Source organism: Lelliottia sp. CFBP8978, assembly GCF_034046055.2.
Classification (GTDB): domain Bacteria; phylum Pseudomonadota; class Gammaproteobacteria; order Enterobacterales; family Enterobacteriaceae; genus Enterobacter.
The window spans coordinates 295715-318339 of the sequence record NZ_CM188253.1 but is presented as its reverse complement, the minus strand read 5'-3'; the positions used below and the strand labels follow the sequence as shown (position 1 = coordinate 318339).

General features: G+C 53.2%; 21 protein-coding genes and 3 pseudogenes. 19 read left to right on the top strand and 5 right to left on the bottom strand.

What is annotated here, in order from left to right:
- Window position 1: 1 nt before the first annotated feature.
- The 7 genes from phnL to SOM82_RS01435 all read left to right on the top strand — a co-directional run bounded on the left by phnL (window position 2) and on the right by SOM82_RS01435 (window position 5283).
- The gene (phnL, locus tag SOM82_RS01465) at window positions 2–688 is read left to right on the top strand and encodes a phosphonate C-P lyase system protein PhnL (RefSeq protein ID WP_154126880.1); all 687 of its coding nucleotides are present in this window, start codon (window positions 2–4) and stop codon (window positions 686–688) included.
- Window positions 685–1821 (top strand): alpha-D-ribose 1-methylphosphonate 5-triphosphate diphosphatase, encoded by a 1137-nt coding sequence (gene phnM / locus SOM82_RS01460; protein WP_320461261.1) that lies wholly within the window; start codon window positions 685–687, stop codon window positions 1819–1821. The genes phnL and phnM overlap by 4 nt, the downstream gene beginning before the upstream one ends.
- On the top strand, window positions 1818–2375 hold the full coding sequence (phnN, locus tag SOM82_RS01455; RefSeq protein WP_320461282.1) for a ribose 1,5-bisphosphokinase: 558 nt from the start codon (window positions 1818–1820) through the stop codon (window positions 2373–2375). The genes phnM and phnN overlap by 4 nt, the downstream gene beginning before the upstream one ends.
- Entirely contained in the window at window positions 2362–2796 is a 435-nt protein-coding gene (phnO, locus tag SOM82_RS01450; protein WP_320461260.1) for an aminoalkylphosphonate N-acetyltransferase, read from the top strand. The genes phnN and phnO overlap by 14 nt, the downstream gene beginning before the upstream one ends.
- Before the next feature lie 9 nt (window positions 2797–2805).
- Window positions 2806–3564: a phosphonate metabolism protein PhnP gene (gene phnP, locus SOM82_RS01445; protein WP_320461259.1), complete on the top strand. Its 759-nt coding sequence runs from the start codon at window positions 2806–2808 to the stop codon at window positions 3562–3564.
- A gap of 310 nt (window positions 3565–3874) precedes the next feature.
- On the top strand, window positions 3875–4558 hold the full coding sequence (locus tag SOM82_RS01440) for an Ssp6 family T6SS pore-forming effector (protein ID WP_320461281.1): 684 nt from the start codon (window positions 3875–3877) through the stop codon (window positions 4556–4558).
- 245 nt (window positions 4559–4803) lie between these two features.
- Entirely contained in the window at window positions 4804–5283 is a 480-nt protein-coding gene (locus SOM82_RS01435; protein WP_154126875.1) for an Hcp family type VI secretion system effector, read from the top strand.
- Between the two features lie 75 nt (window positions 5284–5358).
- Here SOM82_RS01435 and yjdP read toward each other — a convergent pair whose 3' ends face one another.
- Window positions 5359–5673, bottom strand: coding sequence for a DDRRRQL repeat protein YjdP (yjdP, locus tag SOM82_RS01430; RefSeq protein WP_154126874.1), 315 nt, complete (start codon window positions 5671–5673; stop codon window positions 5359–5361).
- Between the two features lie 69 nt (window positions 5674–5742).
- Window positions 5743–5835, bottom strand: a pseudogene (locus tag SOM82_RS01425) (hypothetical protein); the annotation flags it as partial.
- A gap of 240 nt (window positions 5836–6075) precedes the next feature.
- Here SOM82_RS01425 and SOM82_RS01420 point away from each other — a divergent pair.
- Window positions 6076–6183 (top strand): annotated as a pseudogene (locus SOM82_RS01420) (D-lyxose/D-mannose family sugar isomerase); the annotation flags it as partial.
- A gap of 54 nt (window positions 6184–6237) precedes the next feature.
- On the opposite strand, the pseudogene SOM82_RS01415 reads toward SOM82_RS01420, so the two are convergent.
- Window positions 6238–6345: pseudogene (locus SOM82_RS01415) on the bottom strand (winged helix-turn-helix domain-containing protein); the annotation flags it as partial.
- Window positions 6346–6680: 335 nt separating this feature from the next.
- Between SOM82_RS01415 and fdhF the strand changes: the two are divergent.
- The gene (fdhF, locus tag SOM82_RS01410) at window positions 6681–8828 is read left to right on the top strand and encodes a formate dehydrogenase subunit alpha (protein ID WP_320461258.1); all 2148 of its coding nucleotides are present in this window, start codon (window positions 6681–6683) and stop codon (window positions 8826–8828) included.
- A gap of 86 nt (window positions 8829–8914) precedes the next feature.
- Here fdhF and SOM82_RS01405 read toward each other — a convergent pair whose 3' ends face one another.
- On the bottom strand, window positions 8915–9565 hold the full coding sequence (locus tag SOM82_RS01405) for a helix-turn-helix domain-containing protein (protein WP_320461257.1): 651 nt from the start codon (window positions 9563–9565) through the stop codon (window positions 8915–8917).
- 371 nt (window positions 9566–9936) lie between these two features.
- Here SOM82_RS01405 and SOM82_RS01400 point away from each other — a divergent pair, with 371 nt between their 5' ends.
- The 7 genes from SOM82_RS01400 (at window position 9937) to SOM82_RS01370 (ending at window position 16689) form a co-directional block, all read left to right on the top strand.
- On the top strand, window positions 9937–10383 hold the full coding sequence (locus SOM82_RS01400; RefSeq protein ID WP_501083542.1) for a fimbrial protein: 447 nt from the start codon (window positions 9937–9939) through the stop codon (window positions 10381–10383).
- Between the two features lie 76 nt (window positions 10384–10459).
- Window positions 10460–10996, top strand: a complete 537-nt coding sequence (locus tag SOM82_RS01395; RefSeq protein WP_320461255.1) for a fimbrial protein — start codon at window positions 10460–10462, stop codon at window positions 10994–10996.
- Window positions 10997–11035: 39 nt separating this feature from the next.
- Complete coding sequence (locus tag SOM82_RS01390) at window positions 11036–11707, top strand: fimbrial biogenesis chaperone (RefSeq protein WP_320461254.1); 672 nt, start codon at window positions 11036–11038, stop codon at window positions 11705–11707.
- 79 nt (window positions 11708–11786) lie between these two features.
- The gene (locus SOM82_RS01385; RefSeq protein WP_320461253.1) at window positions 11787–14318 is read left to right on the top strand and encodes a fimbria/pilus outer membrane usher protein; all 2532 of its coding nucleotides are present in this window, start codon (window positions 11787–11789) and stop codon (window positions 14316–14318) included.
- Between the two features lie 10 nt (window positions 14319–14328).
- On the top strand, window positions 14329–15339 hold the full coding sequence (locus SOM82_RS01380) for a fimbrial protein (protein ID WP_320461252.1): 1011 nt from the start codon (window positions 14329–14331) through the stop codon (window positions 15337–15339).
- Window positions 15340–15389: 50 nt separating this feature from the next.
- Entirely contained in the window at window positions 15390–15938 is a 549-nt protein-coding gene (locus SOM82_RS01375) for a hypothetical protein (protein ID WP_320461251.1), read from the top strand.
- Window positions 15939–16020: 82 nt separating this feature from the next.
- The gene (locus SOM82_RS01370) at window positions 16021–16689 is read left to right on the top strand and encodes a tetratricopeptide repeat protein (protein ID WP_414672126.1); all 669 of its coding nucleotides are present in this window, start codon (window positions 16021–16023) and stop codon (window positions 16687–16689) included.
- Window positions 16690–16764: 75 nt separating this feature from the next.
- On the opposite strand, the gene gltP is transcribed toward SOM82_RS01370, so the two are convergent.
- Window positions 16765–18078: a glutamate/aspartate:proton symporter GltP gene (gltP, locus tag SOM82_RS01365; protein ID WP_320461249.1), complete on the bottom strand. Its 1314-nt coding sequence runs from the start codon at window positions 18076–18078 to the stop codon at window positions 16765–16767.
- Window positions 18079–18501: 423 nt separating this feature from the next.
- On the opposite strand from gltP, the gene acs reads away from it, so the two are divergent.
- The 3 genes from acs (at window position 18502) to actP (ending at window position 22613) form a co-directional block, all read left to right on the top strand.
- Complete coding sequence (gene acs, locus SOM82_RS01360; RefSeq protein ID WP_154126864.1) at window positions 18502–20460, top strand: acetate--CoA ligase; 1959 nt, start codon at window positions 18502–18504, stop codon at window positions 20458–20460.
- Between the two features lie 192 nt (window positions 20461–20652).
- Entirely contained in the window at window positions 20653–20967 is a 315-nt protein-coding gene (locus SOM82_RS01355) for a DUF485 domain-containing protein (RefSeq protein ID WP_154126863.1), read from the top strand.
- Entirely contained in the window at window positions 20964–22613 is a 1650-nt protein-coding gene (gene actP / locus SOM82_RS01350) for a cation/acetate symporter ActP (protein WP_154126862.1), read from the top strand. The genes SOM82_RS01355 and actP overlap by 4 nt, the downstream gene beginning before the upstream one ends.
- The last annotated feature ends 12 nt before the right edge of the window (window positions 22614–22625 follow it).

The window sequence follows — 22625 nt, the reverse complement described above, 5'->3', positions numbered from 1 at the left end:
CATGAACGCCATTCGTGTACAAAATTTAAGTAAAACCTTTGTCCTGCACCATCAAAACGGCGTGCGCCTGCCGGTGCTGCAAAACGCGTCACTTGAGGTCAGCAACGGGGAATGCGTGGTCCTGCACGGCCATTCCGGCAGCGGAAAATCGACGCTGTTACGATCGCTGTACGCCAACTATTTGCCGGACGAAGGCCACATCCATATTCGCCACGGCGACGAGTGGGTGGATCTGGTGCAGGCTCCGGCGCGCAAAGTGCTGGAAGTGCGCCGCGCGACGATCGGCTGGGTGAGCCAGTTTCTGCGGGTGATCCCGAGGATCTCGGCGCTGGATGTGGTTATGCAGCCGCTGCTGGATCTGGGCGTCTCGCGCGAAGAGTGCGCCGCCAAAGCGGCCAGCCTGTTGACCCGTCTGAACGTCCCGGAACGGCTGTGGCATCTGGCGCCATCGACCTTTTCCGGCGGCGAACAGCAGCGCGTGAATATTGCCCGCGGCTTTATTGTCGATTACCCGATTTTACTTCTCGATGAACCGACCGCCTCGCTGGATGCCAAAAACAGCGCCGCAGTGGTCGAACTGATCGAACAGGCCAAAGCGCGCGGCGCGGCGATCGTGGGGATCTTCCACGACGCCACGGTCCGCGATCGCGTGGCGGATCGTCTGCATGCGATGGGAGTCGCGCCATGATTATCAATAACGTCAAACTGGTACTCGAAAACGAAGTCATCAACGGATCGATTGAAATCCAGGACGGTGTGATTCGCACATACGCCGAAACCCAGAGCCGCTCACCGCAGGCGATGGACGGCGACGGCGGCTGGCTGCTGCCGGGCCTTATCGAGCTGCACACCGATAACCTGGATAAATTCTTTACCCCGCGGCCAAAAGTGGACTGGCCTGCGCATTCGGCGATGAGCAGTCACGACGCGCTGATGGTCGCCAGCGGCATCACCACCGTGCTGGACGCGGTGGCCATCGGCGATGTACGCGACGGCGGAGACCGGCTGGAAAATCTGGAGAAGATGATTAACGCGGTCGAGGAGACGCAAAAACGCGGGCTTAACCGCGCCGAGCATCGCCTGCATCTGCGCTGCGAACTGCCCCACCACACCACGCTGCCGCTGTTTGAAAAGCTGGTTGGCCGCGAACCGGTATCGCTGGTCTCTCTGATGGACCACTCTCCGGGCCAGCGTCAGTTCGCCAATATCGAGAAGTATCGCGAATACTATCAGGGCAAGTATTCACTCAGCGACGAGGAGATGGCGCACTATGAAGAAGAGCAGCTCGCGCTGGCGGCGCAGTGGTCGCAGCCGAATCGCCTGTCGATCGCGGCGATGTGCCGGGAGCGCAATATTGCCCTCGCCAGCCACGACGACGCCACTCATGAGCATGTCCTCGAATCCCACCAGCTTGGCAGCGTGATCGCCGAATTTCCCACCACGTTTGCCGCAGCAGAGTCTTCGCGCAAAGTGGGGATGAACGTGCTGATGGGCGCGCCAAATATCGTGCGCGGAGGTTCTCACTCCGGCAACGTGGCGGCAAGCCAGCTCGCCTCGCTCGGCCTGCTGGATATTCTCTCATCCGATTACTATCCGGCGAGCCTGCTGGATGCGGCTTTCCGCGTGGCTGACGATGAAGGTAACGACTTTACGCTGTCGCAGGCCATTCGCCTGGTGACCAAAAACCCGGCCAACGCGCTGAACCTGAGCGATCGCGGGGTGATTGGCGAAGGCAAACGGGCGGATCTGGTGCTGGCGCATCGTAAGGGCGAGCACATCCATATCGACCACGTCTGGCGTCAGGGTAAACGGGTGTTCTGATGGGAAAACTGATCTGGCTGATGGGGCCGTCCGGCTCCGGAAAAGACAGTCTGCTGATGGCGCTGCGTCAGCAGGAGCACCCGGGATTGCTGGTCGCGCATCGTTACATTACGCGCGCAGCGAATGCGGGGAGCGAGAACCACATTGCCCTCAGCGAGCAGGAGTTTTTTACTCGCGCCGGGCAGAACTTACTGGCATTAAGCTGGCACGCCAACGGCCTTTACTATGGCGTGGGCGTGGAGATCGATCTGTGGCTACACGCCGGATTTGACGTGCTGGTGAACGGCTCACGCGCCCATCTGGCGCAGGCCCGCGCCCGCTATGCCCAGGCGCTGCTGCCGGTCTGCCTGCACGTTTCACCGGAGATTTTGCGCCACCGGCTGGAAAGCCGTGGGCGGGAGAGCGCGCGGGAGATCGACCTGCGGCTGGAACGCGCCGCGCGCTATACGCTATCCGACTGCCATCTCCTCAATAACGACGGAAGTTTGCTACAGTCAGTCGAACACTTTTTAGCGCTTATTCGGCAAAAGGAAAAACATCATGCCTGTCTGTGAACTTCGCCCCGCCACTGCTGAAGATGCTGAAGCCGTTTACGCGCTGATTTGCGAGCTAAAGCAGGCGCAATTCGACCGCGAGGCGTTCCATGCCGGTTATCTCGCCAACCTTCAGGACCGCAACATGCATTATCAGCTTGCGGCGCTCGACGGGCATATCGTCGGAATGATTGGCCTGCATTTGCAGTTTCATCTGCATCATGTTCGCTGGATTGGAGAGATTCAGGAGCTGGTGGTATTGCCGCAGTCGCGCGGTCTGAACGTCGGGAGCCGGCTGTTAGCCTGGGCAGAGGACGCCGCGCGTCGCGTGGATGCGGAGATGACCGAGCTGTCCACCAGCGTGAAGCGCGTGGATGCCCACCGCTTCTATCTGCGCGAAGGGTATACGCAGAGCCATTTTCGCTTTACCAAAGCGCTGTAAGGAGGCGTGATGAGCCTGACGATGACGCTCACAGGAACCGGTGGCGCCCAGCTGGTGCCGGTCTTCGGCTGCGACTGCGCGGCCTGTCGCCGGGCACGATTGCAGGAAGGGCATCGCCGCCGCCCTTGTAGCGCGGCGGTCAAATTCAATAACGCGGTCACACTGCTGGATGCGGGCATTCCACATCTGATGGATGACTGGCCAGCGGGCAGTTTTCAGCAATTTTTACTCACTCATTATCATATGGATCATGTGCAGGGTTTGTTCCCGCTGCGCTGGGGCGTGGGGGCAACCATTCCGGTTTACGGGCCACCGGATGAAAGCGGATGCGACGATCTTTTCAGGCACCCCGGCATTCTCGACTTTAGCCATACGGTCGAACCGTTTGTGATGTTTGAATTGCAGGGATTACGCGTCACTCCGCTGCCGCTGAATCATTCCAGGCTGACGTTTGGCTATCTGCTGGAGAGCGCCCACAGCCGCGTGGCGTGGCTGTCGGACACCGCCGGGCTGCCGGATAAAACGGTGAAATTCCTGCTCAACAACCCGCCGCAGGCGATGGTCATTGATTGCAGCCACGAGCCGCGCCCTGAAACCCCGCGTAATCACGGTGATTTGACTACCGTGATAGCCCTGAACGAGGTAATTGGTTGTCCGCAGGTGATTCTGACCCATATCAGCCACCAGTTTGACGTGTGGCTGATGGATAACCCATTGCCCGCGGGATATGAAGCGGCTTATGACGGCATGATATTGGCGATGGAGTAAACATTCAGCGTATCAATGAATATGATTTTTCAAACACATTGATTTGCCATGTATATGACTTATCTTTTGTTTGTTTATTTATTGAGATTGATGAGTCGTTCTATTTAAAATATCACTTATTAAGCCCTGGCGATTTTTTATTTCCCTCTTAAATTACTATCAAAGCAAAAACGCTTTCCGCATTTTATGTTCCTTTCCGTACAAAAACGCCCTGTAGGATATATACCTGCACCGTTTAATAATTTCTCAGCACCTCCGTAAATACGCTATTAACTAACATCACCGTGTAAGAGGGATTTTCATGGTAGACATGGTTCTCGTGGGAAATATTGCAACAGACGAGGTAAAGGATATTGCAAGGAGAATTGCACATATCATTATTGCACCTGAAACGGTTAAAGGAATGATTAACGGCGCGCTTACGGTGCCACTGGATATGGGATATCTGGCATGGGGATATCTGGATACGGACTCCCGTTTCTCCCACCAGACGCAACGCATTCGGATGGTCACCGCGATACGCCACGATATACTGAACTATCAAAATATCGTGAATGCCGCGCAAAAGATTCTCGAACTCTTTAATACGTATCTCTCTGAGTCGCAGCAAGATACCGCTTATCGGTCTGTCATGTCGTCCGTTGCTGGCAGGATGTTGGCAACAAAATTAGTCACGCTGATTGCGGCAGCGGCGCTGGAGCGCGTCTCTTTTATCGTTGCGGCAGACAGTAAAGGCGTCATCGGTACCGTCGCCATGGCGCTGCTGGTGGGAGGAATGAGTGAACGCTCCATCCGCACCGCTCAGGCGCTGGAGGCCGAGGACCCAGAGGTTTATATGCTGCTCGCTCCCCACGATTACGATCTTTTATACTTTCTGATTGAACCTGCGGTTAAACCCTTTGTGGATGCGATTCATGTCAGAGTCACTCAGGGAAGCCCGGCGTTTAATCGTATTATTCACGAAGTCGGGGAGAGGCTAAATGCCAGGCAATAGTCCTTTGCTTTCGGTATTGAAAACCTTTGCCGACATTCTCCTCTTCACCCTGATTAATATATGGGTGGATATTGATTCCGTGTTATTGGTTGGCGGAATCATACTGTGCATTATGATGTTTAACCCGTGGCCGATGAAATTTGTCTATATGGCGCTATGGATAGTTATCATTTACTCTGTTTCCAGAATTGTGACTGCCCTTGACAATTACAGGAAATCAAAAGAGACAGACAAAGGAAAATAGTATGTCTAATCCCGCATATTTATGGTTAACCGATCAAAATGGTTCTCCGGTACAAGGCAATTCTTGCGTCATCGGCAGGCAAGGTTCGATTGAAATACTCTCGTTATCGCATCACCTCACCATTCCCGCTGACCATAACACCGGGAAATTAACGGGAACCCGCATCCATACCCCTGTTCATTTTCAAAAAGAATTCGATCGCGTTACGCCGTTTTTATACCGCGCGATCAGTCAAGGCATGACCTTTAAATCTGCTGAAATCAAAATGTACCATATCCTGGAATCGGGTCGTGAAGCCGAGTATTTCAATATTTTTATGGAGAATGTCAAAATTACCGGCATCACGCCAAACCTGCATCCGGGTTCCGGAACCGGGAGGCACATGGAAACCATCCAGCTACGTTATGAGTCGATTCAGTGGAAATACGTCGACGGTAATATTGTGTTTAAAGACAGCTGGAATGAACGCTGTGTGGCCTAAAAGAGAGGGCGCCCGTTGCGCCCTTTATCCCTTCATCGGGCTTTCAAAAGGTCATGCGGAAAATGCATCACGCCTTTAATAGTCCTCTTCCAGCCTGCGCTCATCGTCCTCCAGCCGACGCCGGTCTTCGTCGAGCTGGCGCTGTCTGTCGTCAAGCTGACGGCGGCGGTCCTCCAGCTGGCGTCGTCTGTCATCGTACTGACGACTGTCGTTTCGACGACTCTCATCATAGCGATCATCATCGTTATTACGCTGGCCTGAGCCGGGATGGTAGGCATCGTTGATCGCCTGCTGAATATTGCCAATGGCATCATCAACAATATCGGCATGAGCCAGTTGGCTGGTTAACGACAGCAAGCCAAATAACAGAGCAGTAGAGTAACGTTTCATAGAACCAGTCTCGCAGAGGGGCTGGCTTTACGTTATTCAACGCGGTGCGGCGGGAGTAGCGGAGGAATCTCAAATATTGCTCGCCTTACCCAGCGCCTGTGCCAGCTGTGTCCGCGTAAACGGTTTACGCAATAATTCGACGTCCGGTAACCGGGGATTGTGCGGCCCGATGCTGACCCCTCACCCCTGCCCTCTCCCCATAGGGGAGAGGGAGAAAACCGCACCGGACTTTAGCAAAGAGGAAGAAAACCGCTCCGGACAATTATTCTCCCCTGAAGTAAAGAGGGCGAAAATCGCACCGTCCAGTCCCCTCTCCCCTGAAGTAAAAAAACAGCACCGGACAGTCCCCTCTCCCCTATGGGGAGAGGGTTAGGGTGAGGGGCGACGGGTGGCGGGTGGCAGGTGGCGGGTGAGGTCTCTTCCGTCAATGACGACGAGCACAACAACCACTTTATGCAGCCCCTGTCGCGTGATAACAACATCGAAGAAGACGAACCGGCGGTGCTGGTGCGAAAACATTCGTCGAACGGGAGGCGTCTTTACGCGACAACCTTTAAGCGGCTCGCTGTGCGAAATATCGGCGGCAAAGACGTAACCGAGGCCGCGAATGGTTTTTATCAGCAGCGGCTGATGAGGGTTAATTTCGATTTTACGCCGCAGGCGCATCAAAAGACGAGCTCATTGAGTACGTCCTGCAGCAGTTCGCAAACTGTCGTGTCGTCATCAACCACCAGAATTGCCGGTTTCATCGTCTGCTTCCGTGAGGGGATTATGTTAAGTCTGATCTATTCTGCAAACGGCTCCAGCCAAATGCATTATTGCGTGACGGAATTTCAAGCCATGTCACATCCGTTGCCCCTTCGACACGTCAATTTTGACGATTGCCTGTTCCTCGTCAGGGTTTTGACCAAAAAGGGGCCGTAAAGTCAGGGTATACCCACATTAAAAACATGGCATAGATGCTGCATAACAGGCTGCGAAAGATGTGATTAACTGGAGCGATACCGATGAAAAAAGTCGTCACGGTTTGCCCCTATTGTGCCTCAGGTTGCAAGATAAACCTGGTGGTCGATAACGGCAAAATCGTTCGGGCGGAGGCTGCACAGGGTAAGACCAACCAGGGTACGCTGTGCCTGAAAGGCTACTATGGCTGGGATTTCATTAACGATACCCAGATCCTCACCCCCCGTCTGAAAACCCCAATGATTCGCCGTCAACGTGGCGGAAAGCTGGAATCCGTCTCCTGGGACGAGGCGCTGGACTATGTCGCCAGCCGCCTGAGCGCCATCAAAGCGAAATATGGCCCGGATGCGATTCAAACTACCGGCTCATCACGCGGTACGGGTAATGAAACCAACTATGTAATGCAAAAATTTGCGCGCGCCGTTATTGGCACCAATAACGTCGACTGCTGCGCTCGCGTCTGACACGGCCCATCGGTTGCAGGTCTGCACCAGTCGGTCGGTAACGGCGCAATGAGTAACGCCATCAACGAGATAGATAATACCGATCTCGTGTTTATTTTCGGCTACAACCCGGCAGATTCACACCCGATCGTGGCGAATCACGTGATTAACGCCAAACGCAACGGGGCGAAAATCATCGTCTGCGATCCGCGCAAAATTGAAACCGCGCGCATTGCCGATATGCATCTGGCGCTGAAAAACGGCTCGAACATCGCGCTGCTGAACGCCATTGGCCACGTGATCATTGAAGAAAACCTCTACGATACGGCGTTTGTCGCCAGCCGTACCGAGGGCTTTGAGGATTACCGCAAAATCGTTGAAGGCTATACGCCGGAATCGGTGGAAGAGATCACCGGGCTTAGCGCCCAGCAGATTCGTGAATGTGCGCGGATGTACGCCGGGGCGAAATCGGCCGCTATCCTGTGGGGCATGGGCGTGACCCAGTTCTATCAGGGCGTGGAAACCGTACGCTCGCTGACCAGCCTGGCGATGCTCACCGGCAATCTGGGCCGCCCGAGCGTGGGCGTCAACCCGGTGCGTGGGCAGAACAACGTGCAGGGCGCGTGCGATATGGGCGCGCTGCCGGATACCTATCCGGGCTATCAGTACGTCAACAACCCGGAACACCGCGAAAAATTCGCCAAAGCCTGGGGCGTGGAGAGCCTGCCTGCGCATACCGGCTACCGCATCAGCGAGCTGCCGCACCGCGCGGCGCATGGCGAAGTGCGCGCGGCGTACATCATGGGCGAAGATCCGCTGCAAACCGATGCCGAGCTGTCGGCGGTGCGCAAAGGGTTTGACGATCTCGAGCTGGTTATCGTGCAGGACATCTTTATGACCAAAACCGCCCACGCGGCCGACGTCATTTTGCCGTCCACCTCCTGGGGCGAGCACGAAGGGGTGTATACCGCCGCCGACCGTGGTTTCCAGCGCTTCTTCAAAGCGGTTGAACCGCAGTGGGACCTGAAAACCGACTGGCAAATCATCAGCGAAATCGCCACCCGGATGGGCTATCCGATGCACTACAACAACACCCAGGAAATCTGGGATGAGTTGCGTCATCTGTGCCCAAGCTTTACCGGGGCGACCTATGAAAAAATGGGTGAACTGGGCTATGTGATGTGGCCGTGCCGCGATGAGTCCGAGGCCGATCAGGGTACGTCATACCTGTTCGCTGAGAAGTTCGATACCCCGAACGGGCTGGCGCAGTTCTTCACCTGCGACTGGGTCGCGCCTATCGATAAGCTCACCGATGAATATCCGATGGTGCTCTCGACGGTGCGTGAAGTCGGCCACTACTCCTGTCGTTCGATGACCGGGAACTGTGCCGCGCTGGCCGCGCTGGCAGACGAGCCAGGATATGCGCAGATCAACACCGCCGATGCCGCAAGGTTGGGCATCGAAAACGAAGCGCTGGTGTGGGTTCACTCGCGCAAGGGCAAAGTGATCACCCGCGCGCAGGTCAGCGATCGCCCAAACAAAGGGGCCGTCTACATGACCTATCAGTGGTGGATTGGCGCCTGTAACGAGTTGGTCACCGAGAACTTAAGCCCGATAACCAAAACCCCGGAGTATAAATACTGCGCCGTTCGGGTGGAAAGCATCAGCGATCAGCACAGCGCCGAGCAGTATGTGATCGACGAATACAACAAGCTGAAGTCCCGGTTACGTGAGAGTGCGCTGGGCTGAAGCAATTTTTGATTGTCAATTGGGCTAAATGCTTTGGGGTGAATATTTTCACCCCTTTTTTGTTCTCTACCTGCGGGGAACGATGTTTAAAATCTCAACGGCAAATCACTTATTTCCACCAGATTCCCTTTCCTGATCGTGATATAGCCCCCCTTTTTTAATTCAGACAGTATCGACAGAATATGGCTACGTGACAGCAACGTTCTCTCCTGGATAAATTCCGTGACGTTAGTGTTCGCCCTGAAATCCATCTCTTTGCTTGCTAAATCAATCAGTTGATATCTGACTTTATCGTAGGATGTTGGGGAAATCATCTTTAAATTATAATGGTGATAATGGCCGATAATATATAACAGCGTAATTGAAAAACTCTTCCACAACTGCTGTTTATCGAGGATATCGAAGATATTTCCTAAGGGTACAACCCCGAGACCGACGTCAACATCGGCGGTGATATACGTGGGATCTAACGATGAGGAAAAATTGCTCATACCCAATATCGCGGGCCCGTACACCGTGCCTATCACCAGGCCATCTCTGATGCGATTGACGTTAACCGAGCCTGTTTTAAGCAGATAACACTTAGTCTCCTGTTGGGTTATCAAGTCTAAACGCTGGCCGTGACGAAAAGTGATGGTTGTCGCGTCAGCCATCAGGGCATCAATCAACCGCTCAATGTCATCAACAGGTTTCGTGAGCCGATACTGAGACAATGCATCTAATTTATTGTTTTTCATAAGATTACCAGAAGCAAATCGCCATCATTTCAGGGTATCATCCTGACAAAACTATAATACAGCCACCCTCATTTATCTATAAATCTCCTGAATATTACCCGGTAACGCGCGACCACCGGAGCATTCTAGATAACATTATGAATTAACAGACTTTATCTACCACCACCCAGGACAAACTCTGATTTCAGAAGGAAATAATCTTGAGTGGCAGCGGATATCTGGCGCATTATCATCACCAGAATTTATGATTAATACCGCTCATTACGGGCTCTATTGAACAAATACTTTATCAATGTATGAGAAAACTTAACGCATTTCTGTTTGTTCTTATTTCCGTTTTAGTTCCGCTATTTTGCTGGGCGGCAGGAGATATGAGCATTATTAACATCACGGGGAAAATTACATCCTCCTCCTGCAAAGTGGATGGCGATAGTCTTAATGTTCCAGTGAAACTTGGGAGTAATATTCAGAGTAACGATTTAAGCAAAGCGGAATCATCTACGCCCTGGGTCGATTTTCATTTAAAAGTGATCAGTTGCCCCGAGTCAGTAACGCAAGCCACGGTAACATTTACCGGGAAAGCGGATACGGCAAACCCTGAGAGCATGTATAGCAATGACGGGACAGCCGAAAATGTGGCGATTGAATTACAAGGTTCAGGCGGTGAGGACCTTGGCAATGGTAAATCGTTGGTCGGGAAAATAGATGTCGACCATACGCATACGTTCGATTTGCAGGCTCGAGTATACAGTGCCAAGGGGAATGCAACCGGGGGGAATATCAGTTCTGCCGTCACCGCCACCTTTACTTATCAATGACAGAATTTTTATCTGTTATGACTTCAATCAATTCTGTAGTAAGTATTTTAACCCACTATCATGAAGGTGATAAACAATGAAACAACAGTTAAAAGCCGCCCTGCTGATTTCTGGCAGCGTATTAGTCTCGTCCTCGGCATTTGCCGAAGACGGAAAGATCAATTTTACTGGCGAAATATTAGATGCCGCCTGTACGGTTGATATTGGCGCTGGCAACACCATGAGCGTCGATTTAGGCAAGATTAACAAAAGCGCGATAGCCACATCTGGCGCAACATCCTCGCCTACCGATTTCTCATTAACGCTCACTGACTGCCCTGCAGCCATCACCTCGGCAGCCATTAAATTCGATGGTACTGCGTTCAATGGTGATAACAGTGTGCTGGCGCTGACGGAAGGGACCACTGAATTACCTTCAGCGACCGGCGTCGGTATCCAGATCCTGGATGATGAGGATACTGTCGTCGCCCTGGATGCCCCTTCAAAGGACTATACCCTCAAGGCTGATGTCGACAACGATCTGAAGTTCAGCGCTCGCTATATTGCCAAAAGCGATACGGTCGTTGCCGGTACAGCAAATTCAGCTGTGAGCTTTACCGTTAACTACAACTAATATCCTCACGCTTCACTCAAAAACCCAGAGATTAATTAAATGAAACTCCATTCATTACCCGTCATTGCTTGCCTATTATTTTCGATCCATGCTGCTCATGCTGGCGTGGTAGTCGGTGGAACCCGTGTTATTTATGATGGTGCGAAAAAAGAAAGTTCACTCCGTATAGAAAACCCGGATAAATCACCCTATTTAATTCAATCATGGGTTGAAGCCACGGATAGCGGTGCTAAAAAAGCACCCTTTGTCATTACCCCCCCATTATTCCGCCTGGATGGTGAGCAGAAGAATATTCTGCGTATCGTACAGGCTGGGGGGCTTCCCCAAAATCAGGAATCTCTTTTCTGGCTGAATATCAAATCTATTCCTTATGTCGCCAAAAAAGACAACACGCTACAGATCGCTATCAAAACGCGCATTAAGCTGATCTACAGACCCGATACATTAAAAAGCAATTCAGAGGCAACTACGAATGAACTGCGCTGGCAGCACGCTGGAAATAAAATTCAGGTCAGCAACCCGACGAATTATTACATGAACTTCAACAGCATCAAGGTGAACGGAAAAGCATTATCCAACGTCACGTTCGTTGCACCGCATGCCACCGCCCAGTTCCCAGTATCCGGTGGTCAGTCGTCTGGACAAGTGAGCTGGAAACTGATCAATGATTTCGGCGTTACGGGCCCAGAGCATACCGCCCCAGCTAATTAATTTTTACGCTTTCACGTCTTATTCATTCTGATAATTCCCGGATTAGCAGTGCTCTTTTATTGTCAACAGGAGGCATGTGATGAAATACAAAGTCATTTTAAAACATGCACTCCTCGCGACATTAATCGCTCAGATACTCACCGGCGTAGCACAAGCAGACCCCAAAGAAGGGGAGATGTATTTTAACCCGGCCTTATTAGAAACCGATAATAGCCAGCAAGGGAAAACCGATCTCAGTGTCTTTGCGGGCGATACTCAAGCCCCGGGTACCTATCGGGTGGATATTTATGTCAATAAAGACAAGGTTGATTCCCGAGATATTGAATTTACTCTGACCAAAGATGCGGACGATAAATCCAGCCTGCAACCTTGTCTGAGCGTCAGTGATTTAAAAAAGTATGGCGTTAGAACGGAAATATTTCCGGGTCTGAACACAGAGTCCGGTTGCGCCAATTTATCCGCGATCCCCCAGGCGACGAGTGAGTTAACGTTCAGCACGATGCAACTGGATCTGAGTATCCCCCAGGCCGCGCTGACACCCCGCGCTCGCGGCTATGTCCCCCCTGAGCAGTGGGATAACGGCATCACTGCCTTCTTACTGAACTACAGCCTTTCCGGCGACAGCAGTACCTCCCGCACCCAAAATGGCAGCGACAGCAACAGCCAATACGCCAACCTGCGTCCAGGCCTCAATATCGGGCCCTGGCGGTTGCGGAATTACAGCACCTGGAGCCGTGACAACAGCGGTCAGCAAGAGTGGAGCTCGGTCTACACCTATTTGCAGCGCAATGTTGTTCCGCTGAAAAGCGAATTGACGCTGGGGGACAGCTCATCACCGTCGGACGTGTTCGACAGCATTTCATTTCATGGGGTACAAATTGCCTCGGATGACGACATGCAGCCGGATAGCCTGCGCGGCTACGCGCCCGTAGTGCGTGGCATCGCGCGAACCAACGCCCAGGTGATCATTCGCCAGAACGGCTACCAGATTTATCAAAGCTATGTCGCTCCCGGCGCATTCGAAATTACCGATATGTACCCGACCGGCGGCAGCGGTGATTTAGATGTCACCATCAAAGAGAGCGATGGCAGCGAACAGCATTTAATCGTCCCCTTCGCCTCATTGCCTGTTCTCCAGCGCGAGGGGCGCTTTAAATACAGTGTCACCGGAGGAAAATACCGTGCTTATGACGACAGTACGATCGAAATGCCTTTCGTCCAGGGCACGGCGATGTACGGCTTACCTTGGGGCATAACGGCCTACGGCGGCCTGCAGAGTGCAAAAACCTATCGCTCCGTGGCTCTGGGCCTCGGGTTCAATATTGGCACCTTCGGAGCCTTCTCGATTGATGGTACTCAGGCCAGGTCGACCCCTTTTGAGGCGGAAGAACAAAGCGGGCAATCCTGGCGTGTGCGCTACAGCAAGAGTATTGCCCAAACCGGCACCAGTGTTTCTGTCGCCGGTTATCGCTATTCCACGGACGGTTATTACTCGATGCAGGATGTGTTCGACACCTACAGCGATGATCACGCACTGCCCTCGCACAACCGCAGCCGTCAGGAGCTGACGCTGAGTCAGAACTTGGGGAAAAACGCGGGCTCGCTGTCAGCCAACGTGGTCGCGGAGGATTACTGGGACAGTAACCAGACGATGAAATCTATCAGCCTGGGCTACAACAACAGCTGGCATGACATCAGTTACAGCATCAATTACAGCTACAACCGCAACACGTCATCCAGTGGCAACGACGATGTTACTTACGACCACGATCAAGTCGTCACCCTGAATATCAGCGTCCCGCTGGATCATTTTCTGCCAAACACTTACGCCAGTTATGGCCTGAATACCAGTCAACAAGGCAGCACCAGTCACAACGTTAGCCTCAACGGAACCGCGTTACCCGACAATAACCTGAGCTGGGGATTGCAGGAAGGCTACACCTCTGAGGGTGAAGGCAACAACGGCAGTCTGAGCGCGAACTACCGGGGCACCTACGGCCAGGCCAATGCGGGTTACAGCTATGACGAAAATAGCCGACGCATGAGTTATGGCCTCTCCGGCGGCGTCGTGGCGCATGAAAACGGCATCACCCTGAGCCAGCCACTTGGCGAGACCATTGCCCTGGTCAAAGCGCCGGGGGCCAGTGGTGTGGGCGTCAATAATCAGACCGGTGTGAAGACGGACTATCGGGGTTATGCCGTCCAAACGTTTCTGAGCCCGTATCGGAAAAATGACATTAGCCTGAACACGGAAACCTTACCCGATAACGTGGATATCGCTTTAGCCAACAAAACCGTGGTGCCCACTCGCGGCGCGGTCGTTCGCGCTGATTTTCAGGCTCGCGTGGGGAGTCGCGTGTTAATGACCCTCCTCAAGATGGGCGGTGAAGAGGTGCCCTTTGGTGCCACCGTCACGGACCCAACGTCGCCTGATGCACAGGGCTTTATTGTCGGCGATGCAGGTCAGGTCTTTCTGACCGGTTTACGTCAGCACGGCACGCTCAACGTGCAGTGGGGACAGGATACTAACGAACATTGCCAGGTTGATTATTCGCTGCCGGACAGCGAACCGCAAAATGGCATCATGCTGGTTAGCCAGCAGTGTAAATAAGAGAACGCACATGTTTAATGCTTATCGTAACGTCATTTTTCTCGCTCTGGCGCTGGTCTTCGTTATTTTGCATCCGCTTCAGGCGTATGCGAATCCTAGCTGTGATTCCTCTGGCGGAAATTATACCGCACAGGGTAGTGTTCAGATGGCCAGAGATGCGCCCATCGGTAGCAACACTACAGCACTTTTAGCCAGCGGACGTGAATATTATATTGCCTGCACAATGGTGTCTTCCGGCGAATACTCGGTCTATTTCAAAGTCACGGTAGATTCAGCCCCTGTCGACGGCTTTACCGATGTGTATCCTACCGATACCCCTGGCATCGGCGTGCGCTTCCATTTCCGCGACGACTCCGATCTTTGCGAAATACAATATGGCGATACCATTGATAATTCCTCGCGGGTCTTTAAATGTACGTTGAGCCCTACCTCAACCCCGATGGCGCTGATTTACTCCGCCGTTGAACTGGTGAAAACCAGCAATGACTTTTATGGCGGACAGATAAGAAAACTGCCAATCGTGAAAACCAGCTACCACATTGACGACCAGGTATTAGAAAGACCGCTGAGCGACATCTGGAATGGCTCAGACTCCATCTCGGTTGATATCACGTCGTGCTCATTATCAACCTATGCTGCCTCTGTGGATTTAGCTGATGTGCCAGACTCCTCCTTTACGGGAGAAGGCAGCACCGCCGGAGACAAAGCGTTCACCGTCAGTATGGATTGCAGTTTCGGTATTAACATTAATGTAACGCTACACGGTGTGCAAAATGCAGACACCAGCGATACCAGTGTCTTGGCATTAACCAACGCGGGTACTGCGGGTACAGCCAGTGGGCTGGGGGTGCAGATCCTTTCAAACGACATTCCGCTTAAGCTGGATGAGACAATAAAAGTCATGACCGCGATTGACGGGCATGAAGATCTCTCCTTTGTCGCCAGGTACATTCAAACCAAACCCTCGTTAGGCGCAGGCACCGCCAATACGGTCGCCACGCTCGAATTAACGTACCAGTAGCGTCTTTGTCCCTTTTTAATTGTCATCAATAAAGAAGAATCATTGAAAAAATGAACATAACCATATTGAGCGATGACCATTTTTTTGCCCAGAGTGTATTAGCGCTATGCCCGAAAAACAGCCTTGACGTACAGCCAGAAAAACATCTGCTGCTGGTTGACGTCATGAATTTCAGTGATTATCACCAACTGAGTGCGTTATGCACACCCGAGGGGAATTGCACTCTGGCCTTTGTCCCCCAACATGTTCAGCATTTTCATTTTATGGATACGACGCTGTGGCCGCGGTTGAGTGATAACATAAACATCGCTGTTATTTCGCGTAAAGCACAGGTATTCGAATATCAGGCATTATTTACGAATAATGCCTGTCATATTAAACATGCGTTTACGGCTGATACTATTTTTACCCGACCAGAGATTAATGTCATTCATTCGATAGACAGCGCCGCCCCGTCCTGCCACCAGGTGAACCATAAATGCCTGAGCGCTCACAAGCGTGCGGTGATGAAAAAGACCCATATTTCCAGCCATGCTGAACTGCAGGACGTGGTGATAAAGCATCAGGCCCTCACTCATGCGCTCACAAAACTGCTGTGACGGATTCACACTCAGCGTCCCATTTAATTCTTGCTGCTCACCCTTTATACTGCCGCTCCTTGCATGCGGATGAAAAAAGATGATGAAACGTAGTGGCTGGCTGCTGTTATTCCCTCTGCTGGCGCACGCCGACGAGATTGGTAGCCAATACAAAGAACAGGCAGAAGCAGGCGACAAACGCGCCCAATATTATCTGGCCGACACCTACTACAGCTCGGGCGATGAGCCACATGCTCGCTATTGGGCCGAGAAAGCAGCGAAAGCGGGCGATCCCGACGCCGTTGCCCTGCTGGCGCAGATGATGATGAAAACCAGTTTACCCGATGCGCGTAAGCTCGCGGAACAGGCGACGCTGGCAGGCAGCACCAACGGGGAGATCACCCTCGCCCACACGCTGGTGAACACGCTGGCGGGTAAAACCGACTATCCGCGCGCCCTCTCGCTGCTGCAAAAAGCCGCTGAGAATACCGATAGCGATGCCGCCGTGGATGCGCAAATGCTGCTCGGGCTGATTTACGCCAACGGCGGTGAAGTGGAAGAAGATGACGTCAAAGCTACCTTCTGGTTCAAACGCAGCTCCACGCTGTCACGCTCCGGCTATGCCGAATACTGGGCGGGAAAGATGTTCCAGGAAGGGGAAAAAGGCTTTATCGAACCGAATACGCAGAAGGCGCTGAACTGGTTTAACGTCAGCTGTCTGGAAGGCAATGATTCAGGTTGTGAAGAGCTTGATGCTTTAAGCGGGGAGTAACGCCCGGCGGCGCGATGCTTGCCAGGCCTACAAAAGTAGGCCCGATAAGCGCAAGCGCCATCGGGCAAAGGGGCTTTAACGGTTCGCGGTCGTCTCAAATTTCCCCAGCATTTCGCGCTCGTAGGCCTGCGCTTTTTTGCGGTCAAATTTGTGTTCCCACTTGGCAATCACCAGCACTGCCAGCGCATTCCCCACCACGTTCAGCGCGGTACGCGCCATGTCGAGAATACGATCCACACCGGCGATAAACGCCAGCCCTTCCAGCGGAATACCGACGCTGCCGAGCGTTGCCAGCAGTACCACGAAGGAGACACCCGGGACGCCCGCAATCCCTTTCGAGGTCACCATCAGGGTCAGGACCAGCACGATTTCCTGCCACAGTGACAGATCGATCCCGTACAGCTGGGCGATAAAGATTGCCGCGATACTCTGGTACAGGGTTGAGCCATCGAGGTTAAAGGAGTAACCGGTCGGGACAACGAAACTGGTAATCGACGCGGGCGCGCCGTAGGCTTCCATCTTCTCGATAATGCGCGGCAGAACGCTCTCAGAGCTGGCCGTGGAGTAAGCCAGAATCAGCTCGTCTTTCAGAATTCGAATCAGGATCCAGATACTCAGCCCGCAGATGCGCGCCACAATCCCCAGCACCACCAGCGCAAAGAACAGAATCGCAAAGTGAACCAGAATAACCAGCTTGGCCAGCGGCCACAGCGAGGCGAAACCAAAGTTCGCCACCGTCACGGCAATCAGCGCGAACACGCCCACCGGCGCATAGCGCATCACCATGTGCGTCACTTTAAACATGGTTTCAGAGATCGAGCGGAACACCGTCACCAGTGGCTCACGGTGCGTTGCCGGAAGGGAAGAAAGCCCCAGACCAAACAGCACCGAGAAGAAGATAATCGGCAGCATTTCGCCTTTCGCCATCGACGCCACAATATTGGTTGGCACCAGCGAAAGGATAGTTCCCATCAGGCCATGAGCATGGCTTTGCACGTCTGCTGTCGTGCTTTGGTATTTCGAAATATCCACCGTTGCCAGCTGCGACATATCAATCCCGGCGCCCGGCTGAAACACATTCGCCAGCGTGATGCCAAGGATGATCGCAACCGTAGTGATCACTTCGAAATAGATAATGGTTTTCGCGCCGATACGCCCTAACTGCTTTGCATCGCCGACACCCGCGATACCCACAATCAGCGTTGAGATCACAATCGGGACAACGATCATTTTGATCAGGTGAATAAAGATATCGCCCGCCGGTGACAGCATATTCGCCACCAGCCACTCGCGGTCGTCACTATGATAATGGAGATAACTACCCAGCAAGATACCCAGCACCATTGCCAGCAGGATTTGCCAGGCCAGGCTGATTTTAAAATTTTTCATAAAAACTGACTTCCTCAATGAAGCGTCCTATTCATCAAAACTGCATGAATATGGAAACATACTGAAAGGGTATGAATTGTGTTGCGTTGGTTTATGGGGTTTTTTAACGCGCCGTATCAGTATCATCTGCATGGCCTGCTGCGCAAGCCTTAAAGAACGAGGCTTTTCACTGCTAAATGGTCATCTGACGCTAATTTGTAATAATTCTTATAAATAACCTTTTGTTATAAAAACGCTTTTTTTCTACTAAATGTGAATAATCCTTACGGTAAATTATTTCCCTTCAAAGTTTCATTTGCTGCTTTTTCAACCTGTTCAGTTAATGCGTGATCTGTCGCCCAAATAACAAACAAAGCTGCTAAAGCCCCTACAATTAACGTTTTTGCGACATATTATTAACATCTTACAAGGAGAAAAAAAGCCATGAGCCAAATTCACAAACACGACATTCCCGCAAATATTGCGGACCACTGCCTGATTAATCCGGAACAATATAAAGAGAAGTATCAGCACTCGATTACCGATCCTGACGCCTTCTGGGGCGAACAGGGTAAAATTCTGGACTGGATCCAGCCCTATCAGAAGGTGAAGAACACCTCTTTTGCCCCCGGCAACGTTTCGATTAAATGGTATGAAGATGGTACCCTGAATCTGGCCGCTAACTGCCTGGACCGACATCTTGCCGGGCGCGGTGACGATACCGCCATTATCTGGGAAGGCGACGACGCCTCTCAGAGTAAGCACATTACCTATAAAGAGCTGCATCGCGACGTGTGTCGGTTTGCCAACGTCCTGCTGGACCAGGGGATCAAAAAAGGCGATGTCGTCGCCATTTACATGCCAATGGTGCCTGAAGCGGCCGTGGCGATGCTGGCCTGCGCGCGCATCGGAGCCGTGCATTCCGTGATTTTCGGCGGTTTCTCGCCGGAAGCCGTGGCCGGGCGCATCATTGATTCCAGTTCAAAACTGGTGATCACCGCCGATGAGGGCGTTCGCGCCGGACGCGGCATTCCGCTGAAGAAAAATGTCGACGAAGCGCTGAAAAACCCGAACGTCAAAACCATCAGCAATGTCATCGTCCTCAAACGTACCGGCGGCAACGTGGAGTGGAAAGAGGGTCGCGATCTGTGGTGGAGCGATCTGATTGAAAACGCCAGCGACCAGCATCAGCCCGAAGAGATGAACGCGGAAGATCCGCTTTTTATTCTTTATACCTCGGGGTCCACCGGCAAGCCAAAGGGCGTGCTGCACACCACCGGTGGCTATCTGGTGTACGCGGCATCGACGTTTAAATATGTCTTCGATTATCACCAGGGCGATGTGTACTGGTGTACCGCCGATGTGGGTTGGGTAACGGGCCACAGCTATCTGCTGTATGGTCCCCTGGCCTGTGGGGCGACCACGCTGATGTTCGAAGGCGTGCCTAACTGGCCGACACCTGCGCGAATGAGCCAGGTCGTGGACAAGCATCAGGTCAATATTCTCTATACCGCCCCCACCGCGATCCGCGCCCTGATGGCCGAAGGCGATAAAGCCATTGAAGGTACTGACCGCTCTTCCCTGCGTATTCTCGGTTCCGTGGGCGAGCCGATAAACCCGGAAGCGTGGGAATGGTACTGGAAGAAAATCGGCAACGAAAAATGTCCGGTGATGGATACCTGGTGGCAGACCGAAACCGGCGGTTTCATGATTACTCCCCTGCCCGGCGCGACCCAACTGAAGGCGGGATCCGCCACGCGCCCGTTCTTTGGCGTCCAGCCAGCGCTGGTGGATAACGAAGGCAATCCGCTGGAAGGCGCAACCGAAGGCAATCTGGTGATCACCGACTCCTGGCCTGGCCAGGCGCGCACCCTGTTTGGCGATCACGATCGCTTCGAGCAGACCTACTTCTCGACCTTTAAAAACATGTACTTCAGCGGCGACGGCGCGCGTCGTGATGAAGATGGCTACTACTGGATCACCGGACGCGTGGACGATGTGTTGAACGTCTCCGGTCACCGTCTGGGAACGGCTGAAATTGAATCGGCGCTGGTTTCCCATCCGAAAATTGCCGAAGCCGCCGTGGTGGGCATTCCGCACAACATTAAAGGCCAGGCGATTTATGCCTACGTCACTCTGAACCACGGCGAAGAGCCGTCACCAGAGCTGTACACCGAAGTGCGTAACTGGGTGCGTAAAGAGATTGGCCCGCTTGCCACGCCGGATGTGCTGCACTGGACCGACTCGCTGCCGAAAACCCGTTCCGGCAAGATCATGCGTCGTATTCTGCGCAAAATCGCGGCGGGCGATACCAGTAATCTCGGTGATACCTCCACGCTTGCCGATCCTGGCGTAGTGGAAAAACTGCTCGAAGAGAAGCAGGCCATCGCGATGCCTTCGTAACCCCCCTCACCCTGGCCCTCTCCCTATAGGGGAGAGGGAATTAAAACACCCCTCCCCAAAGGATTTCACGTTGAAGGAAGGCGGCAAGCGAGAACATCCCAGGAGCATAGTTATCTATGTGACCGGGGTGGTCGAGTGCGGCCAACGCACCTGCAGCGTGAAAGACAAAGGGGAACCTCTGGAGACTCTGTGATGAATGACAACATTTATCAGCAGATAGAAAATAGTGCGCATTTCAGGGAGCTCGTCGAAAAACGGCAACGGTTTGCCTTTATTCTTTCCATCATCATGCTGATTATTTACGTCGGCTTTATTTTACTGATCGCCTTTGCCCCTCACTGGCTCGGCACGCCGCTGCACGCAGGAACCAGCGTCACGCGTGGGATCCCCATCGGGATTGGCGTCATCGTCATTTCATTTGTGCTGACCGGCGTGTACGTCTGGCGCGCTAACGGTGAATTTGATCGTCTTAATAAAGCAGTTCTGCGCGAGGTAAAAGCATCATGAAGCGAGTTCTGACGGCGCTAGCCGCCACACTACCTATTGCTGCCAACGCTGCTGATGCCATTACCGGCGCGGTTGAACGCCAGCCAACCAACTGGCAGGCGATTATTATGTTTTTGATTTTCGTGCTGTTGACGCTCTATATCACCTACTGGGCGTCAAAGCGCGTACGGTCCCGTAACGATTATTACACCGCGGGCGGTAACATTACCGGCTTCCAGAACGGGCTGGCGATTGCGGGCGACTTTATGTCTGCCGCGTCGTTCCTCGGCATCTCCGCGCTGGTGTATACCTCCGGTTACGACGGGCTGATTTACTCCCTCGGTTTCCTCGTCGGCTGGCCGATTATTCTGTTCCTGATTGCCGAACGCCTGCGTAATCTCGGGCGCTACACCTTTGCCGACGTCGCATCCTATCGCCTGAAACAAGGCCCGATCCGCACCCTTTCCGCCTGCGGTTCGCTGGTGGTGGTGGCGCTGTACCTGATTGCCCAGATGGTGGGCGCAGGGAAATTGATCGAACTGCTGTTCGGCCTGAACTACCACGTGGCAGTCGTGCTGGTGGGCGTATTAATGGTGATGTATGTGTTGTTCGGCGGCATGCTCGCCACCACCTGGGTGCAGATCATCAAAGCCGTGCTGCTGCTGTTCGGCGCCAGTTTTATGGCCTTTATGGTGATGAAACACGTTGGCTTTAGCTTCAATAACCTGTTCACCGAAGCGATGGCGGTTCACCCGAAAGGCGAAGCCATTATGAGCCCGGGCGGGCTGGTGAAAGACCCGATATCCGCCCTGTCCCTCGGACTGGGTCTGATGTTTGGTACTGCCGGTTTGCCGCACATCCTGATGCGTTTCTTTACCGTCAGCGATGCCCGCGAAGCGCGTAAAAGCGTCTTCTATGCCACCGGTTTTATGGGTTATTTCTACATTCTGACCTTTATCATCGGCTTTGGCGCGATCATGCTGGTGGGCGCGAATCCGGCGTTTAAAGACGCGGCGGGACAGCTGATTGGCGGCAATAACATGGCGGCGGTACATCTGGCCGATGCCGTGGGCGGTAACCTGTTCCTCGGCTTTATCTCCGCCGTGGCGTTCGCCACCATTCTGGCGGTGGTCGCCGGTCTGACGCTGGCGGGCGCTTCCGCGGTATCGCATGACCTCTACGCTAACGTGTGGCGTAAAGGGGCGACCGAGCGCCAGGAGCTGAAGGTCTCCAAAATCACCGTGCTGATTCTCGGCGTGGTGGCGATCCTGCTGGGGATTCTGTTCGAGAAACAGAATATCGCCTTCATGGTCGGGCTGGCCTTCTCCATTGCGGCAAGCTGTAACTTCCCGATCATTCTGCTCTCCATGTACTGGTCAAAACTGACCACCCGTGGCGCGATGATTGGCGGCTGGCTGGGCCTGCTGACGGCGGTGATTCTGATGATTCTCGGCCCCACCATTTGGGTGCAGATCCTCGGTCACGAAAAAGCCATCTTCCCTTACGAATACCCGGCGCTGTTCTCCATTGCCGTGGCGTTCATCGGGATTTGGTTCTTCTCTGCCACCGATAACTCAGCGGAAGGTAATCTGGAGCGTGATAAATTCCGTGCCCAGTTTATCCGTTCTCAAACCGGCCTGGGTATCGATCAGGGCCGCGCGCATTAATCGTTAATTCTC

Bases quoted from the DNA above. Each gene is read 5' to 3' on its own strand.
- phnL (WP_154126880.1), top strand. From the start codon at position 2: ATGAACGCCATTCGTGTACAAAATTTAAGTAAAACCTTTGTCCTGCAC.
- phnM (WP_320461261.1), top strand. From the start codon at position 685: ATGATTATCAATAACGTCAAACTGGTACTCGAAAACGAAGTCATCAAC.
- phnO (WP_320461260.1), top strand. From the start codon at position 2,362: ATGCCTGTCTGTGAACTTCGCCCCGCCACTGCTGAAGATGCTGAAGCC.
- phnP (WP_320461259.1), top strand. From the start codon at position 2,806: ATGAGCCTGACGATGACGCTCACAGGAACCGGTGGCGCCCAGCTGGTG.
- SOM82_RS01440 (WP_320461281.1), top strand. From the start codon at position 3,875: ATGGTTCTCGTGGGAAATATTGCAACAGACGAGGTAAAGGATATTGCA.
- SOM82_RS01435 (WP_154126875.1), top strand. From the start codon at position 4,804: ATGTCTAATCCCGCATATTTATGGTTAACCGATCAAAATGGTTCTCCG.
- yjdP (WP_154126874.1), bottom strand. From the start codon at position 5,673: ATGAAACGTTACTCTACTGCTCTGTTATTTGGCTTGCTGTCGTTAACC.
- SOM82_RS01405 (WP_320461257.1), bottom strand. From the start codon at position 9,565: ATGAAAAACAATAAATTAGATGCATTGTCTCAGTATCGGCTCACGAAA.
- SOM82_RS01400 (WP_501083542.1), top strand. From the start codon at position 9,937: ATGAGCATTATTAACATCACGGGGAAAATTACATCCTCCTCCTGCAAA.
- SOM82_RS01395 (WP_320461255.1), top strand. From the start codon at position 10,460: ATGAAACAACAGTTAAAAGCCGCCCTGCTGATTTCTGGCAGCGTATTA.
- SOM82_RS01390 (WP_320461254.1), top strand. From the start codon at position 11,036: ATGAAACTCCATTCATTACCCGTCATTGCTTGCCTATTATTTTCGATC.
- SOM82_RS01385 (WP_320461253.1), top strand. From the start codon at position 11,787: ATGAAATACAAAGTCATTTTAAAACATGCACTCCTCGCGACATTAATC.
- SOM82_RS01380 (WP_320461252.1), top strand. From the start codon at position 14,329: ATGTTTAATGCTTATCGTAACGTCATTTTTCTCGCTCTGGCGCTGGTC.
- SOM82_RS01375 (WP_320461251.1), top strand. From the start codon at position 15,390: ATGAACATAACCATATTGAGCGATGACCATTTTTTTGCCCAGAGTGTA.
- SOM82_RS01370 (WP_414672126.1), top strand. From the start codon at position 16,021: ATGAAACGTAGTGGCTGGCTGCTGTTATTCCCTCTGCTGGCGCACGCC.
- gltP (WP_320461249.1), bottom strand. From the start codon at position 18,078: ATGAAAAATTTTAAAATCAGCCTGGCCTGGCAAATCCTGCTGGCAATG.
- acs (WP_154126864.1), top strand. From the start codon at position 18,502: ATGAGCCAAATTCACAAACACGACATTCCCGCAAATATTGCGGACCAC.
- SOM82_RS01355 (WP_154126863.1), top strand. From the start codon at position 20,653: ATGAATGACAACATTTATCAGCAGATAGAAAATAGTGCGCATTTCAGG.
- actP (WP_154126862.1), top strand. From the start codon at position 20,964: ATGAAGCGAGTTCTGACGGCGCTAGCCGCCACACTACCTATTGCTGCC.